Origin of the sequence: Pseudomonas sp. MTM4 (assembly GCF_019355055.1) — a bacterium.
Taxonomy (GTDB): domain Bacteria; phylum Pseudomonadota; class Gammaproteobacteria; order Pseudomonadales; family Pseudomonadaceae; genus Stutzerimonas.
The window spans coordinates 610,167-626,627 of sequence record NZ_CP048411.1; the positions used below are offsets into that span (position 1 = coordinate 610,167).

15 protein-coding genes are annotated in these 16,461 nt (G+C 55.4%); 9 read left to right on the forward strand and 6 right to left on the reverse strand.

The features are described 5' to 3' along the window. Positions 1-40 precede the first annotated feature (40 nt). From GYM54_RS02790 to GYM54_RS21935, 3 genes are read left to right on the forward strand one after another with little or no spacing between them, the layout of a single operon-like run. Positions 41-1,861, forward strand: a complete 1,821-nt coding sequence (locus GYM54_RS02790; RefSeq protein ID WP_197444988.1) for a Mu transposase C-terminal domain-containing protein — start codon at positions 41-43, stop codon at positions 1,859-1,861. A 23-nt stretch (positions 1,862-1,884) separates the two neighbouring features. Next, on the forward strand, positions 1,885-2,718 hold the full coding sequence (locus tag GYM54_RS02795) for a TniB family NTP-binding protein (RefSeq protein ID WP_231752165.1): 834 nt from the start codon (positions 1,885-1,887) through the stop codon (positions 2,716-2,718). A gap of 2 nt (positions 2,719-2,720) precedes the next feature. Further along, positions 2,721-3,770, forward strand: coding sequence for a TniQ family protein (locus tag GYM54_RS21935; protein ID WP_374105179.1), 1,050 nt, complete (start codon positions 2,721-2,723; stop codon positions 3,768-3,770). A 96-nt stretch (positions 3,771-3,866) separates the two neighbouring features. On the opposite strand, the gene GYM54_RS02800 is transcribed toward GYM54_RS21935, so the two are convergent. After that, positions 3,867-5,273 (reverse strand): DEAD/DEAH box helicase, encoded by a 1,407-nt coding sequence (locus tag GYM54_RS02800; protein ID WP_197444990.1) that lies wholly within the window; start codon positions 5,271-5,273, stop codon positions 3,867-3,869. Next, positions 5,270-5,854: a hypothetical protein gene (locus GYM54_RS02805; protein WP_197444991.1), complete on the reverse strand. Its 585-nt coding sequence runs from the start codon at positions 5,852-5,854 to the stop codon at positions 5,270-5,272. The genes GYM54_RS02800 and GYM54_RS02805 overlap by 4 nt, the downstream gene beginning before the upstream one ends. A 101-nt stretch (positions 5,855-5,955) precedes the next feature. On the opposite strand from GYM54_RS02805, the gene GYM54_RS02810 reads away from it, so the two are divergent. Next, positions 5,956-6,186, forward strand: a complete 231-nt coding sequence (locus GYM54_RS02810) for a helix-turn-helix domain-containing protein (RefSeq protein ID WP_158188608.1) — start codon at positions 5,956-5,958, stop codon at positions 6,184-6,186. A 69-nt stretch (positions 6,187-6,255) separates the two neighbouring features. Here GYM54_RS02810 and GYM54_RS02815 read toward each other — a convergent pair whose 3' ends face one another. Continuing rightward, the gene (locus GYM54_RS02815; RefSeq protein ID WP_197444992.1) at positions 6,256-7,245 is read right to left on the reverse strand and encodes a DNA-binding protein; all 990 of its coding nucleotides are present in this window, start codon (positions 7,243-7,245) and stop codon (positions 6,256-6,258) included. Between the two features lie 178 nt (positions 7,246-7,423). Here GYM54_RS02815 and GYM54_RS02820 point away from each other — a divergent pair, with 178 nt between their 5' ends. Both GYM54_RS02820 and GYM54_RS21680 read left to right on the forward strand, forming a co-directional pair. Continuing rightward, complete coding sequence (locus GYM54_RS02820; protein ID WP_197444993.1) at positions 7,424-8,383, forward strand: site-specific integrase; 960 nt, start codon at positions 7,424-7,426, stop codon at positions 8,381-8,383. Between the two features lie 186 nt (positions 8,384-8,569). Further along, on the forward strand, positions 8,570-8,761 hold the full coding sequence (locus tag GYM54_RS21680; RefSeq protein WP_231752179.1) for an AbrB/MazE/SpoVT family DNA-binding domain-containing protein: 192 nt from the start codon (positions 8,570-8,572) through the stop codon (positions 8,759-8,761). A gap of 332 nt (positions 8,762-9,093) precedes the next feature. On the opposite strand, the gene GYM54_RS02825 is transcribed toward GYM54_RS21680, so the two are convergent. After that, the gene (locus GYM54_RS02825; RefSeq protein WP_197444994.1) at positions 9,094-9,330 is read right to left on the reverse strand and encodes a DUF2790 domain-containing protein; all 237 of its coding nucleotides are present in this window, start codon (positions 9,328-9,330) and stop codon (positions 9,094-9,096) included. A 247-nt stretch (positions 9,331-9,577) separates the two neighbouring features. Continuing rightward, positions 9,578-10,513, reverse strand: a complete 936-nt coding sequence (locus tag GYM54_RS02830; protein WP_197444995.1) for a LysR family transcriptional regulator — start codon at positions 10,511-10,513, stop codon at positions 9,578-9,580. 828 nt (positions 10,514-11,341) lie between these two features. Here GYM54_RS02830 and GYM54_RS02835 point away from each other — a divergent pair. Then, positions 11,342-12,337, forward strand: a complete 996-nt coding sequence (locus GYM54_RS02835; RefSeq protein WP_231752166.1) for an alpha/beta fold hydrolase — start codon at positions 11,342-11,344, stop codon at positions 12,335-12,337. Between the two features lie 140 nt (positions 12,338-12,477). On the opposite strand, the gene GYM54_RS02840 is transcribed toward GYM54_RS02835, so the two are convergent. Then, positions 12,478-13,413 (reverse strand): LysR family transcriptional regulator, encoded by a 936-nt coding sequence (locus GYM54_RS02840; protein WP_197444996.1) that lies wholly within the window; start codon positions 13,411-13,413, stop codon positions 12,478-12,480. A gap of 190 nt (positions 13,414-13,603) precedes the next feature. Here GYM54_RS02840 and GYM54_RS02845 point away from each other — a divergent pair, with 190 nt between their 5' ends. After that, complete coding sequence (locus tag GYM54_RS02845; RefSeq protein ID WP_197444997.1) at positions 13,604-14,743, forward strand: NAD(P)-dependent alcohol dehydrogenase; 1,140 nt, start codon at positions 13,604-13,606, stop codon at positions 14,741-14,743. Positions 14,744-14,789: 46 nt separating this feature from the next. Continuing rightward, entirely contained in the window at positions 14,790-16,241 is a 1,452-nt protein-coding gene (locus GYM54_RS02850) for an aldehyde dehydrogenase (protein WP_197444998.1), read from the forward strand. Positions 16,242-16,461 lie beyond the last annotated feature (220 nt).

Sequence of the window (16,461 nt, forward strand, 5' to 3'; positions counted from 1 at the left end):
CGTTGAGCTAGTTAACGCATTTATTTGTCGGATATAACTTATGACCGACCAGCTAGTTTCTGGAGAGCTTGTGGTTGCGAAGGGAAAGCTTGCCACAGTTAAAACGGTATTCAGTGACAAGCATATCAGGGTAATTATTAATGCTTCTGGCGAGGCACTGATAGTTTCTAAGCGCGATATCGAGCGGATTGCAGGGGTCGCCGATAAACTGAGCGTTGCTAATGAAGTTCGTCTAAATGTTAATGACTATACAGAAGATGAGCTATCTCTTGCCGCTGAACGCTATAACGTAATTAGGAAGTGGAAATTAGCGGAAGTAACGATAAGTGAAGCTTGTCTGCTGCTAAACGTATCGCGGAGCTATTTCTTCCAATTGGCCAAGAAGTTCGACGAGGACGTTGGTCCGTTGTCTCTAGTTCTCCAGAAGCGGGGGGTTAAGGAAGGTGTAACCCGGTTGGATGAATCAGTTGAAGTGGCAATTTTTGAAGCGACTAAAAAAGTGTACGCGTCGAGAGGGGCTAGTTATAGCAAAGTTTGGGTGGAAGTTGATGTTAAATGTAAAGAGCAGGGTTTTCCTTCTCCTTGTAAGGATACAGTTTTGCGGCGCGTGCGATCAATTTTATCAGAAAAAAACAGATTAAAAATAAAACGGGGCCCTGACGCGGCAGCCCAAAAGTTTATAGCGCGCGCAGGTAAGAAAACTGTTCAAAGACCGTTACAGTGGGTGCAAATGGACCACACATTGGTCGACATCATTCTGCTAGCGGACGATCGTGTCCATGTGATTGGTCGCCCTTGGTTAACGGTAGCAATTGACGTATACACACGAGTAATTCTTGGGTACTACCTCAGTCTTCACGTTCCGTCGACTGTTTCGGTAGCATGTGCACTTAGCCAGAGTGTGCTTCCTAAAGTAGGTTTTGCCAGAACTGTTGGCATAGATTCTGAAGATTATCCCTATTATGGCAAGCCCGAGGTTCTGCACATGGATAATGCCGCAGAGTTTACAAGTGCAAAATTCAAGGCTGGATGCGAAGCATTTGGAATACATCCTGCGTACCGTCCAATTGGTCAAAAGCACTTTGGCGGCCATGTGGAAAGATTGATTGGTACGTTCATGACAACCAAAGTGCACTTATTAAAGGGCACTACGATGTCGAATTCGGTTGCGCGCCGGGATCTCAATAGTGAAAAGAGCGCCACCATGACCTTCTCTGATTTTTTTGGCTGGTTTGCGCGCGAAGTGGTTGTCTACCATTCTACGATACATAGCGCATTGAAAATTAGTCCGCGACAAACATGGGCTGACTATTTTGCACCAAACGGGGGTATTCCTTATCCTCCGAAACTTTCGGACCCCGAGCAGCTGAAACTTTGGTTCATGCCTCAAGAAAGCCGTAAAGTTAATCCGGGAGGTATCAAGCTGCATGGCCAAGTCTATTGGGATCCTGTACTAACACCTTTTGTTGGTGCAAGCAATGTAATTGTTAAGTCAGATCCGTTCAATATGAATCAGGTGTGGGTGAAATTGAATGGCCAATTTTGTCCTATTCCCCTGGCTGACCTGACGGGACAGGCACCCAGCTATGAAGAATATCGCGCAAGTAAGTTCCATCGTCGAGCGGTACGCTCTGGAGCTATCTGTGATGATAGAGGGCGCAAAGCCTACAGGGCCAAGCAAGAAATCGAGGCGGAGAGTACCAGGCTAACTCGAAAGGAGAGACGCCGACATGCCGCAGAAAAAGCTTATTTTGATGCTCAGCCAATGCCCACCGGGGATAATTCGGCAGTTAAGCCGGTTAAGATAAAGCCTGACTATGCGGCTCCTCCAAAGAGATTCAAGCCTGAGGACCCGAAATGAGCGGGGAGCACGTTCGACATGACATGCAAAAGTATCTGACCGCTGATATAGATGTGCGAATTGCTGCAATTCATCAAGAGTTTTGGGTGGATAATAATTCCAGCGAAGCTGTATTTCGAATGATGAATAATATAGCGGCCGTCCCAGAGCGTATGAATGCGCCAGCGTTGCTTGTGGTTGGTCCCGGCGGGTCCGGTAAAACCGCGATTATCTCGAAGATCCCTAAACGAGTTAGAAACAGCGAAGGATTAGCCATCCTCTCCATGGCAGAATCACCCGAGATTAACGTAAAGAAGAGTCTTAAAGTTGAGCTTGCGCTGGCGCTTGGTTTGCCAGTCGCATCTGGAGGGAGGCCTAAAAGCGGCCCGGATATCCCAAACGAAATCAGAGAAGTCATCAAACTTAGGAAAATTTGGGGGCTAGTTATTGATGAGTTTCATGATGCGCTGCTGCGTTCCAAGCAGGAACAACGGATCAATATGTCTATCCTTAAGAAACTGCTGGGATTGGAGTATGGCTTGAAGCTGTTCTGCTTTGGTACAGTTAGCGCGAGGAATGCCCTTCAGTCTAATGATGAATTCAAAAGGCGGTTTCATGAGATCGCCCTTGCAGATTGGTGTGAAGATGAGGCATTTAGATCCTTTCTGCTAGAGGTCGAGGAATCATTGCCGTTACAGCTGCCGTCGCAATTGTACTCTGAGGAAATGGTAAGATCGATATTATCTATTACTTATGGGAGGATGGATAAGACTCTCGAGTTGATTAGAGGTGCGGCGTGTTATGCGGTAAAGCTGGGCGTGGAGAAGGTTGATCTAGAGATGCTGCGACGTGCAAGCAAAAATCCCTGGGGGTACTAGGTATGGGGCTACACACTCTGCCAACGCCGGGTGTTGACGAGACGTTATCGTCATGGCTTTTTCGATGTAGTTTTCATAAACATACAGTAAACATGACGCGCTTGGCGTTGAATGCACGTCCATTGCAATGTTGGGAAGGGTTGGAGCTAAAGTATGCTGACCCGGATACTGATTTCTTGTCAGCTAGCAAGCGTATAAGGCTCGGGGGCGAACATATACATCCTAGACTATTAAAAGAGTATTTCTGTCTGCGTAACGGAGTCGTCGCTGAGTGGAGGTATCGTCATTTCTTTTGTCCAGAGTGTTTAAGAGACGACGTCGCTAATGGTCATTTGCCTATGTGGCGAAAACATTGGTGTTATGTTAATTCAATTATTTGCAACGTGCACGGTCGAGATTTAGTAATGCTATCCGATGCGTCTCACTATTCTAAGGCTTGGAATGCTTTTGTTCAGGAGTGCAATTCGAGCTCAAGGAGTATAGCTGCTAAAGGTTCAAAGCTCGCTCGTTTTCGTCTTACCACGCTAAGCAAGATCGAGCACCTCTTGGCATATAAAAGACCCAATCAGCGAAACATTTTGTTTGGCTTGTTTAATAGTTTGTTTGACATATTGCTCCAGGCCCCCTTTCATGGGAGCAGAGGTGGAGCGGCGAGGATTTATTTTCAGTCCAAAGTTAGCACTCGATTTGCTGATCCGGAGTCCTTTGATCTGAGCATCTTAAAGGGTCCGTCTACAGCGGACCCGCCAAGCAGATTTGGAAGCATGTTATTGGCAGCCTCACTACTAGGCGTACTTCCTCCATCTAGGTTTTCAATTTTCATTAAGGCATGTGAGGATACTGAAACGGGTTTGCTGTTACCCAATGACCTGCATAAGGCAGCGGCTTTTCCTCATGTCGACAAGGCTGGGTATCGGGTCCTGCATCAATACTTGGGTGCGTTCCCACGAAAGGACTTTCCGTTATTGGATCGCCATTTGTATCTTCAGGAGGTTCGATATGCTCGCGAAGGCGTGGTTGGTGCGCACCGATTTGGAGCTACTCATAACTAGAGGTGCTGGCATCAAGGAAGAGGGCTTGACCAGTAAGTTAACGTAACAGTGCGATTATACCTCCAATGCCATGCGCATCCATTCGGCACATAAGCATCAAAAACAAGCAAGCAGCTGTTGCCGGTAATGCTTGGAGAAACTGACTTGGTAGTTCGACTGAGTTGATAGGTTCTTAGAGGTATAGACGCTTGTGGCTCCTCCTTCAAATTTCAGCGAGGAGAGAGTATCCAAGTGCGTTTTGGCTTGGTCTTCATTTCCTACAACCGAAGCTCGACCAGTAGGTGAATCTAGAGCTGAGTCTGGCGTAGGCATTGGCATCCTGCTCAGTACCGCCAAGTCCTCCGGAAGATCATCTGCAATCCTCTCCGCTAAGCTCTGTAATGTTGGTTCCGCTAGCATGAACAACCAAGCCTCGTCATCGGACTGCCCGGTACGACGAAGCACTCGCCCAAGCACCTGTCGGTAATGCAGCTCGGTACGAATACGGCTGAGATAGCAGCACACTCGGAGTCGGGGGATATCCGTCCCTTCGCTGATCATTCCAACAGCGATGATCCATTGACAGCGGCTGCGTCTAAATAGATTTATTACCCGCTGCGCATCTGGGGTTTTGTTGGTCACGAGCTGGCAACTTTCACCCTTTTCTTTCAGGGCTTTCACGACCTGATGGGCGTGCACGATATCAGTGGCAACTACCAAGCCAGCCGCTTCAGGGTCGAGCAGGCGAACCTCATTTAACTTCGCGCGAGCAAGATCAAGTAGCTGATCTACAACCTCATCATGGCGCAACAGCTCTTCGTAAGTGACAGGGGACTCGCCCAACAGCGTAGCGATGTTCGGGAAAGTTCTGACAATGTTTTCTGTGTCCAACTCCTCGGTAAACCTCACCTTTTGGTTGTCGAGTAGGACAATTCGAGGGGAGCGGCATACCCCGTCTGCCACAGCCTGCTGCATCCCGTAGCGGTAGTCACAGATCAGCCGCCCCTCGGGCGAGGAGTAGCGGGCGAGTGCGATGGGTCGATCATCCGATCGCCACGGCGTGCCGGATAGAGCCAATGTTAAAGCGGCCTTGTCCTGTATTCGCTGAAGTATCTGCTGGCCCCATGCGTTGCTCAGGACCATGTCGTGGCCGGCGCAGTGATGAATTTCATCAAAAACGGCAAACACACGATAGTCATCAAGCAGCGTCCAGAACGCCTCACTACGGTATTCCATCGCCTGATAGGTGAACGCTGCCCCCACTGCGCCGAGTTGACCATCGAAGCGCCTACCAAGAACAGTGCAGAAAGACGAGCGAAGGCCTTCGACAACCTGGCAGGACGGTGCAAAGCAAAGCACCAGATCGATTCTGTCTTGCTCAAGCAGCCTGTTGGCCAATTCGGCGGCCATGCGCGTCTTGCCGGCGCCTGGCGTTGCCTGGCAGAAAAAGTGAGACGCGCGCAAATAGTGATCTAGCGCCGTGTCGACGCATTGGCGCTGCCAGTTTCGCAATTGTTTGTTCATTGCATGGACGAAAGAGTTTTGAGTGTTTTTTCGATGGCGCGGAGATGACCCAGTAGGCGTGAGCTGCGATCTCGGGCGTCCAAATAGTCGCCTTCCACAGTATCGCGGAGGTGCGGCATTTCATCGATGAGCAGCTTGTACCGCTCCGCCTCACCCATGGAGGTCAGGAAGTCCAGCCTGATTTCTTTAAGAAGCGCCTCTAGGTGCTGGTCTGCATCATCTGAGGGGTGAAGCGGTGCAAGCGGATCGGTGGGCTCTGATTGCATCTGCTCTGGCTCAGCCTTACGGTAGTTTTCGAACCCATTGTCGATTAGGTCCAGTTGCAGATGCGCAGGGACGGGCAGCAGGTGGTAGATCTGCCCCCGGACACGACGCTCTTCGTCAAGTACTATCCAGCCTACGCGCAACATCCGGCGTATTTGTTCGTACACATAGCGGCGTACGTCATTGATGCGGAAACTCATGCCTTCCAGGCGCTTGGCATAGGCGTCACGCAGTTCACGTACCGTGAATCGTGTGCGGCCTTCCTTCTGAAGCAGCTCGTACAGCCGCCTATCGAAAATGAACGAGGCTGATTTCATTGCAGTACCAGAGGGAGTAGCGCGTTAAATACGGATTATAGTCCGTGGCCTGACCGTCCGTAAACGCATGATATTGCCGTCTCGATGAAACTGAGACGGTCATGGAATATTTGGCGAAGGCCTTGGGCGAACGCATCCGAGCGCAGAGAAAGGTTTGCCACATTTCTCAGGATGCACTCGCGCTGGCCTGTAGTATCGACCGCAGCTACATGGGGCGGATCGAACGTGGTGAAGTAAGTATCACCGTTGAGAAGCTTTATCGGATCGCAGACCAGCTTGCTTGCGATCCCGGTTATCTGCTGCCTACTCAGTCCGAATTGCAACGACCCTGAACTACCCTTTAGCTTAATGAGTAGGGCAGGAGCTGCTTCGGAATGGTCTGTCCGAGAAGGGTTGCTGACCTAGGCGCTTGGGCCTTTTCTTCTTTTTGCTGGTAGAGGTGCTTTCTCTGCAGCTCCAACTACAAGCTCAGTCCGGCGCGGCTTTTGGCGGCTGCTCTGCCTCATTTTCGTCTTGCTTAAGCTATCCAGTTTGGTTTGTAGATCGTCATTTCGTTGCTCAACAGTTCGCCTGACAGCTTCTGCCACCTTGAGCTGACTCTGTAGGGCTTCCCGGGCTTGAATATTCTGATCGAGCTGGCGCTGTTGGGCCTGTTGATCCCTCTGCTGTAGTCTTGCCTCGGTGAGAAGGCGTTCGTTGTCACGATTCAGCTGGGTTAATTCGTCCTGTTTGACGATCAGCGTCTGTTGCAATTGACGTATTTCCAGCTGAACTAACTGTAGTTGTGACTCATTTCGGCGCTGGTCCTGTTCGCGCTGTTCCTTACTGGCCTGGCGGTAGTGTTCCAAGGCATCACGCGAATGTTGGTGCTTTTCCTCAAGCGAACAAATCTGCGCGTCGCGATCCCTGAGCCGCCCCTCCAAATCCCGATTGGCTTGCTGCAGACGTGAGATTTCGATTTCGGCCTGCTGACGTTGCCGGCTCTCATTCAGCAACTCGTTTTCGGTTTTTTGAAATCGTTCGGCGTCTGCAGCTACATGGTCTTCCAGCTGTTGCACGCAAATTTCGGTCTGTCGAATCCTATGGTGGTATTCGATCCGCTCCCGCCCAAATTCCTCTCGCTCACCAGCAATGGCTGCTTGGGCTTCTTCTTGCAACTGATCGGCCAATTGATTCACCAGGTTTGCCAATTGCTCGCTTAGCGTGATCGGCCCACCTGCTCGGTCGTTATTCGTGGCCTCGAGCTCTTTAAGGTAGCGGTGAATAGTGCTCTTCGAGCCTGTATTTCCGAGCTCGACCCGTACTGCATCGATGCTTGGATGCTCGCCGCGGGCGAGAAGGGCGGTGCGTGCCTTTTGAACAACCACCTTATTAATTCCGCCTCGCGCCATTTTAACCTCCTACGATTTCGTACCGTGCTACATGCTATGTATTTACATTCTATAGAAGATCTAGTTTGGCGCTAGGTTAGAGTCTGATATAGGATTGGATAATCTAGAATTATTAAAGGTGAAGCGGTATTTTTATCGTTTGCCTGTTGATCACCGGTACACAAGAGGATGCGCTCCGATGAGCCAAGACATCGAGCGGTACCTGCAGGCCAGCATTCGGGCCAACACTCGGCGCAGCTATAAGCAGGCGCTCGATCACTACGAGGTCACCTATGGCGGCTTTCTGCCTGCGACCAGCGATGCCATCGTGCGCTACCTGGTCGATCACGCTGCCACGCTGTCCAGCAACACCCTCAAGCTGCGCCTGGCGGCCCTGGCGCAGTGGCATGTCAGCCATGGCTTCCCGGATCCGACCAAGACTCCACTGGTTCGCCAGATACTCAAGGGCATCCGTACGCTGCATCCCCGCCAGGAGAAGCAGGCAGAGCCGCTGCAATTACGTCAACTCGAACAATGTGCGCAGGGGTTAGAGGAGGCCGAGAGGAGCGCGCGAGCGGAGAACGACTGGCCGCGGTTGCTACGCTGTAGCCGTGATCGCGCGCTGGTCCTGATTGGCTTTTGGCGTGCGTTTCGCAGTGATGAGCTGTGCCGCCTACGAGTCGAGCACATCCAGGTGCGGCCCGGGGAGGGTATGCAACTGTTCCTTCCCAGGAGCAAAGGTGACCGGGATAACCATGGCCAGACCTTTAGCGCGCCAGCATTGGCCAAGTTGTGCCCGGTGCAGGCCTACGTCGACTGGATCAGCTTGGCGGGCATAGCTCGAGGGCCTGTATTTCGCGGCATTGATCGCTGGGGGCACTTAGGTGAGCAGGGCTTGCACCCAAATAGCGTTGTCACTCTCTTGCGCAGCGTACTGTACTTGGCTGGATTGTCTCCTGAGTCTTACAGCAGTCACTCGCTGCGCCGCGGTTTTGCCACCTGGGCTACCCGCAGCGGCTGGGATCTCAAGACGCTGATGCAGTACGTAGGCTGGAGCGATGGTAAATCTGCATTACGCTATGTCGATAGCATGGGCGGGTTCCCTGGGCAGTTGGGTGCGCTACAACACATCCCCGGTCGCCCGGAGCGACTTCCATAGACGTTCCTTAGGAGGCAACCGAAAGCCCGCCCACTCAGTGGGCTTTTCTATTGCCGCGATCCTCATCGGCCTGCCTGAGACCCAGCTGCTACGACATAGGCGCGCTACGGCATGGCGTTTCCCTAATATTGAATGCCACACCAAAGCGTGCCCGTGCCTTGCAGCTTCTGTGATGACCGTACCGTTATAGACACACCTGATAGCTGGCGTGTTGTCTGCCAAGATCCAGAAGACGGCAGCGGAGACGTTATCGTTGAGCTTCCATCCGAGCTACTTGAGAAGCTTGGTTGGGCTTTGGGGGATGAACTAGTAATTGAGAAGAGGGAGAAAGGGATTTCTCTAAAGCTCAAACAGCGAACGGTAAGCACGCCCTTTTAGGGCGGACCGCTGGCAGCATCCGTTTCCAGTCACGACCATCCACTCTTGGCGTGCCACAGTCAGACTATCCTTATCGATGGGTTGCCTGCAGGCGCAGCCAGTTCCATCCGGCCGCGTGCCCAACGAACCCGCCGACCACAAGGCGCGAACGCCGCGTTGCACGCTACGAAATGACAAGGGTAACTGCTGCGTCGCGGTAGTCGGTTGCAAACATCTAACCCAACCAGCGGGACCGGTCCGTTACCAAGCTGAAGCTGTCCAGGTTGTGGTCATCCTGCCAGCGCTCGGTTGCCATATTTACCGGCGGTGGTGCTAGAGAAAGGAGGTGATATCTAGTAGTCGTTGCAGTCAGCGCCCTGGCGCAGGTAAGTCATTACATGGGTCTCGCCGCGAGAATCAAGATAGGTCATCGTGGCTTCAACCACTGAACATCCACCGTTGGGCACATTCACGGAAATGACCTTAGCGATGTCGAGATCGTCGCCATAGTGGTACGGCGTAGCTTGTGGTGCGGCAGTGGCCAGTTGTGCGAACAGAGACAAACTGGCAATCCAGATAAGTTTTTTCATGGTGACCTCTTCGTAAGTTGAGGCACGCCAGAGGTTTCTGGCGTGCGCTCGGAATAAAACAGGCTGCCAACGAGGGAGGCAGCCGAAAGAGACACGTGCCGACGATCTAAAAGAGCAATCAATCGAACGACAGGTCGCGGGATTGAAATCAACCGCGTCATATCTCTGAAACAAATAGTAAAATTTGGCGGGGGGCGGAAAAAATAGCGGCTAGCGAGAGGAAGTCTTACCGAAACCGTAAGAATGCTTAGGCCCAGTACACGTGGTTTTGCAGCACCTCGTGGTAGCCCTGAAAGGCTTGCGGTAGTTCCTGCTTGAGGAAGTCCACCCAGGTTTTCACCTTCGCGTCGAGGAATCGCCGCGAAGGGTAGAGCGCATAGATATATTTTTCCTGCAGCTGGTCGTGCGGTAGCAGTCGCACCAATGAACCGCGTTGTAGCGCAGGGACAGCCACATAATCAGGCAGCATACAAATGCCCATTCCCGCCTCGGCGGCGCTGCTCATTGCCTCTGCCACGTTCACTTTGAAGGTGTTGCCAGGCCAAACTGGCTGCTCCGCATCATTGACAATGAAGTTCCAGCTATCGCTGAACACCGGATCTGCGAGGCGCAGGCATCTATGATTCTCAAGATCGGCCAGTGTCTGCGGCGCGCCATGTTGCTTGAGGTAGATGGGCGATGCGCAGACCACATGGAGCACTGTGCCCAGTTGTTGCGCGATCAGCTCGGAATCAGGCAGCTCGCGCACGAGGGTGATGATCACATCGAGGTTGTCCTCAAGCGGATCGGGCTTGCGCTGTGATAGTAGTAGCTCCAGGTTTACATCGGGATAAATCTCGCTGTAACGGCCGGCGAGTGTCGCTAACAGCTGAATGCCAAGGCCAATGGTCGAGTGCACCCGTAGGTGGCCTTTGGGAACCAGGTGCGCACCTCCTGCTTCGGCTCGTGCCTGTTCAACCTGATCGAGAATCGCTCGGCATTGCTGCAGAAAGCGCTCTCCCGCTTCGGTCAATGCCAGTCGCCGGGTCGTTCGGTGCAGAAGACGTGCTTGAAGATGATTCTCCAACTCCGACACCAATCGCGAGACCTGAGCGGTCGACGTATCGGACTGCAGCGCCGCGGCAGTGAAACTACCAGCGTCGGCGACCCGTACAAACGCCCTCATCGCGTGCAGCATGTCCATTGTGTTCTTACTCTCTGTGGCGCGTGGTCAGGCCCGCATGTCGAGCCTGAGCGCGAAGGTGAATGTGTTTTGGCTTCATGCCAATGGATGAAGCTGGAGCGCCAGAACGTAGCGTCGGTGTGTCCCACACCCTCTGGGCTATCACGGTGTCAAGCAAATGCGTCGAAGCACGCATTCAAGCGAGACGAACGGGGGCGTGCCGCTAGGCACAATCGCGAGCCGTAACTGTTGTTGCGTGCGACGTAAAGGTGCTTCATCCGTAGCTGCCTATTTGCAATTCGAGGTGCGTCTTAAGCTTGCCCTATGTTCCATGCTACAGCGCACCAAGAGGTAACTCATATGAACCGCAATACTCTCTCAGCAGCAGCGCTTGCCGCTTGCGCCCTGATACTGTCGCCCGTTTCCTTTGCTGAAGAATCGCCTGCATTCGTCGCTCATTTTTCCTCAATACTTGACCAGGCTAATAGCGCCGCCGCTGAGCGGGCCGTTGCCCGTCAGCCCTCTACCGACTCACATCGGGCCCACGCTACGATGACGTCAGAGAAATACAAGGACAGCTAATCTCAGCTGGTTGCGTTTCGATGATCGATGCGTGACGCCACATTTGAAAACGTTCCCTCTGCCGCTTGAAACATGAGCGGCTTTTTTGTATTCCGCGCCCGGAAAACGGGTACTGCGTCTCCGGTGTTAACTATGTTTCTACGCAGCCTGATTGCGACCGCATTTTGTGGTTATGAGAAAACAGTGTCTTGCTCCACGCAGGGCGCGTCCAGATTCAAAGTAGCTTCAAACGAGCCTACTGCCCGTTAAAGTCCAGAGGAACCTTCCATGCGTACTTCCATGCTCGCAACCGTATGCGCTGTCGGTCTGGCGCTGGCCGGCAGTGCTTTGGCCGAACCGGCGCTCCAGGTGCTTGGCCGAGACTATAACTTCCCCAACAAAATCGAAGGTTTGCCTGCCAAGCTCTCGGACTTCCATGGGTTGCAAATCGATTCATTCACTACCTCTGACGACGTCAGGATTTCCTATTGGGAGGCCGGCGAGGGCGAGCCGTTGGTGTTCATTCCGGGCTGGTCGGCCAATGGCGCCGAATACATCAATGTGATGTATCTGCTCAGTCGGCATTATCACGTCTACGTAATGGATCCGCGCAACCAGGGCTTGTCCCAGCGCGTGGAGCACGGTGGCCGGATCTCGCGCTTCTCGATGGACCTGAAGGAGTTGTCCGATCATCTCAAGCTGGAGAAGGCCAACTACGCGGGCTGGTCAATGGGTGCCTCGGTGCTGTGGGGCTACATCGATCTGTTCGGCACCTCCCGGATAGACAAGGCGGTCTTCGTCGACGAGCCGGTCTCGATCTATTCGCACGTGGACTGGTCCGAACAGGAACGTCTGGATGCGGGCGGCACCACCACATCTCCCGAGCGTATGGTTGATGGCTTCACCGGTGGCAAGCCGCTGAACGCCCTGGTCACCGACCTGGTGCCGTGGGAGCGTGCGCCGCTGATGGATTCGCCCTATTACGAGAATTCTGCAAGCTTTTCACAGCACTTCATCAAGAACGATCCGAAGGCAGTGGGTCGGGTGTTGTTCAACCACATCGTCAACGACTGGCGCGATGTAATCCAACACAAGATCGACGTCCCGGTAGCAATCTTCTCGGGCGAGTACAGCAACAACCTGCCGAGTCAGCGCTGGATGCACAAAACGCTGCCGCAGTCGCAGCTGTTCGTCTACAGCAAGGCAGAGCAGGGCGATCATTTCCTGATGTTCAAGAACCCGGTCAAATTCACCAGTGACCTGCGCAGCTTCCTGGAGAATTGAGCCGCGGGCGCGCTGGCCAGAACAGACTTCCCTTCGAAATCACCGGACGACGGTTACCCACTTCCGAGGCTTCGGTATAGCACCTGCTGTCGTGCTTCGAAAAATCTGGACAAGCCGCATGGCCCTGGCCGGAGCAATGGTTACACGGGCTCCAGACCGTCCTGCCTGAGCTCGGCGGGGACTTCATGGCCGCGTTCGGACAGGAATCGTCCAATGACGAAGAAGAGCGCTTGCATTTCCGCTGAGGCGTCATCGCTGCGGTGTCGGAGGACGACCGGCGAGGTGATCGATTCAACCAGGGGGCGGTAGGCCACGCCCGGCATCGGCACCAGTTGCGCCGATGCCGGGACGATCGATACCCCACAGCCGGCTGCCACCATCAACAGTGCGGTGTCGTACTGGTTTACTTCCTGCGGGTCGGAAAGCACGATCTGGGGCTCGGCCAGCTGCGACAGGATGTGATCGGCCAGACTGGGTCGCGGGTTGTTTGCGTAAATGAGAAACGATTCGTCCTTGAGTTCGGCCAGTTGCATCGGGCTGTCCCGAGATGCCAGCGGATGGTCCGCCGGCACCGCCGCCAGCATCGGCTCGTGTTTGAGAACGATGCAGCGAATTCCGTCGGAGGAAATGTCTACTCGACTTACTCCGGCATCGATGCGGCCTTCGCGCAGCGCTTCGATCTGCTGATGGCTGTCCATTTCGACGATCCGCACCCTTAGCAGGGGCACCGCCTGGCGGAACTGGCGGATGATCAGAGCGAAATTCCCGTGAAAGTTCGCCGGGACGATGCCGAAGGTGAAGGTCGGGCGTCGGTTGCCAAGCATTCGCTCCAGGCTAGCGGTCATCGCGTCGGTACGGCGCAGGATGTCTACCGCCTGGTCATATAGCAGCTGACCGGCGGATGTCAGGGTAAGCGGTCGCGAATCCCGGTTGAGCAATGGCGCACCTACCTCCACTTCCAGCTCCTGAATGCGCTGGCTCAAAGGCGGCTGCGAGATGTTCAAGGCTTTGGCTGCGCGCATGAAACTTCGAGTCCGTGCGACGGTGACGAAGTAGCGAAGTCGCTTCAGGTCCATATCGAAATATACCGCTTAATCTGTTACGGGCGGGCCAATGGCCGTTGATGTCGTCGATCATATATCAAACCGATATTTAGGATACGCAAACGGTGTTTTACGCGGGAGGGCCTGCCGCGCAGACTTTCTGTCCGTACTGGCTAGATGGCTTCGAGCCATCCAACGCAAAACCGTTTCTTAGGAGAAGTGTATGGACCGTCACGCCGAGCATGCGCGGCAGCCGATTCGCGCCGCCGTATTGCGCCAACCGCAATCACCTCTGGTTTTCGAGGATGCCTCGCTGGAGGAGCCGCGCCCCAACGAAGTGCTGGTGCGCATGGTTGCCAGCGGCGTCTGTCATACCGACATGGTGGTACGGGACCAGATGTACAAAACCGCCATGCCGATGATCCTCGGTCACGAAGGCTCGGGCGTGGTGGAGCGAGTCGGAGCTGCGGTTACCACGGTCGCGGTGGGTGACCATGTGGTGCTGACCTACGCTTACTGCGGTTTGTGCGCTCCCTGCGCCACCGGCCATCCGGCACACTGCGCGAACATGGGTCAGTTGAATTTTGGCGGCGGTCGTCTGGACGGTTCGTCCTCGGCATGCGATGCCCACGGCGGTGAGCTACACGACCACTTCTTCGGGCAGTCATCGTTTGCCACTTATTCGGTGGTCAACGAACTGAACGTCGTCAAGGTCCGCAAGGACGTCCCGCTGGAGCTGCTGGGGCCGCTTGGCTGCGGCATCCAGACCGGCTCGGGGGCGGTCCTCAATGCGCTGAAGGTCCGTGCGGGTTCTTCTTTCGTCGCCTTCGGTGCTGGCGCGGTGGGTTTGGCGGCGATCATGGCCGCGCGCGTGGCCGGTGCCACCTCGATCATCGCAATCGACGTCAACCCGGAGCGCCTGGCGCTGGCGCTGGAACTGGGCGCTACCCATGCGTTCAACAGCCGCGAGACCGACCCGGTGGCCGAGGTCCGCAAGCTGACCGGCGGCGGCGCGGATTTCACCCTGGAATGTAGTGGCCGTGCCGAGGTGCTGCGCCAGGCCATCGACAGCCTCGGCCTGCTGGGCTCATGCGGCATCGTTGGTGCCACCCGGGAGGGCACCGAGGTGGCCTTCAATGTGAACGATGTGATGATTCCGGGTCGCCGCATCATCGGCATCGTGCAAGGCGATGTGGTCTCGCGGACCTTCATTCCGGAACTGGTCGAGCTCTACCGCCAGGGGCGTTTTCCGTTCGACCGGCTGGTGAAGTTCTACGACTTCGAAGACCTCAATCAGGCCATGGCCGACAGCGAGAGCGGCACCACCATCAAGCCGGTCCTGCGCTTCGCCCAGACCGTGTAATGCCCCATCAGGCTGCACGAAACCGATCACGATCAGAGAGTTGAACATGCATACCCAATTGATCATCGACAATGCTGCACGTCCGGCATCCAACGGCGCCACGTTCGAGCGCCGTCATCCGTTGAGTGGTGAGCTCATCAGCACGGGCGCGGCCGCCACCGTAGAGGATGCGAAGGCCATCGCCGAGTCGTCCGCCGCTGCTTTCGCGAGCTGGTCGACGAGCGGACCCTCCGCACGCCGCGCGATTCTGCTGAAGGCAGCGGACCTGCTGGAAGGCAAGGTCAAGGAGTTCTGCGAAGTGATGGCCAAGGAAGTAGGTGCTTCCGAACTGTGGGCCGGCTTCAACGTGATGGGCTCGGCCTCGCTGTTGCGCGAGGCGGCTGGGCTGACGACCCAGATCCAGGGCGAAACGCTGCCCACCGACAAGCCGGGCACGGTGTCGATGACCTTGCGCCAGGCCGTGGGTGTGGTGCTGAGCATCGTTCCCTGGAACGGGCCGATCCTGCTCGGCGTGCGCGCCATCGCCTACCCGCTGGCCTGTGGCAATCCGGTGATCTTCAAGGGCTCCGAGAACAGCCCGCGCACCCATGAATTGCTGGCGTCGTGCTTTATCGAGGCGGGTCTGCCGGCCGGCGTGCTCAATTTCATCACCTCGGCCGTAGCCGACGCCGGCGCGGTGACCGAGACATTGATCGCCCATCCGGCGGTGCGCCGGGTCAACTTCACCGGCTCGACCAAGGTCGGCCGCATCATTGCCGAGACCTCGGCACGCCACCTCAAGCGCTGCCTGCTCGAGCTGGGCGGCAAGGCGCCGTTCGTGGTGCTGGACGATGCCGATCTGGAAGGAGCGGTCAATGCCGCCATTTTCGGCAGCTTCCTGTACCAGGGGCAGATCTGCATGTCGACCGAGCGTTTCGTTGTCGATGAGGCGATTGCCGACGAGTTCGTGCGGCGTTTCGCCGAGCGCGCCGAGGCCCTGGTGGCATCCGACCCGCGTGAGGCACCGGGTTGCGTGGTCGGCCCGATGATCGACGCAGGCTCTGGCGAGCGACTCAACCACATGCTGCGGGATGCAGTGTCCAAGGGCGCTGTGGTGGTGGCCGGAGGCGAGGCCAGCGGCGCGAAGATGTCCGCGACCATCGTCGATCACGTTAAGCCAGGCATGATCATCTATGACGAGGAGACCTTCGGCCCGGTGACCACCATCGTTCGGGTCAACGGTGACGAGGAAGCGATTCGGGTGGCCAACGACACCGAATATGGGCTGTCCTCGGCGGTGTTCAGCAACAACCTGACCCGCGCGCTGGCGGCGGCTTCGCGGATCCAGGCCGGTTGCGTGCACGTCAACGGTGCCACCGTGCAAAACGAGCCGCAGGCGCCGTATGGCGGCATGAAGAACAGTGGCTACGGTCGCTTTGACGGTCGCGCGGTGATCGACGAGTTCACCGAGATCAAGTGGGTCACTCTTGAGGATCCGCGTCAGGCCTACCCGTTCTAAGCGGGTGGGATCCTGACGAGTCTCAGCACGCTGTCAGTGGGGGCTGCAACGCGGTGCGCTGATGTGCACCGCGGTCGTTTCCGGCCTTGAGCCGGCCTTGCTGCTCAATGGCGCTCGGCCGTCCAGTACGACCTTGTCGTGGTCAGGATCCATCCCGTCTCGACGCCTGTGGCGCGCCAAGCTCACCTGAAGCCAGCAACGCCCTGGGCTCTGTATTCAT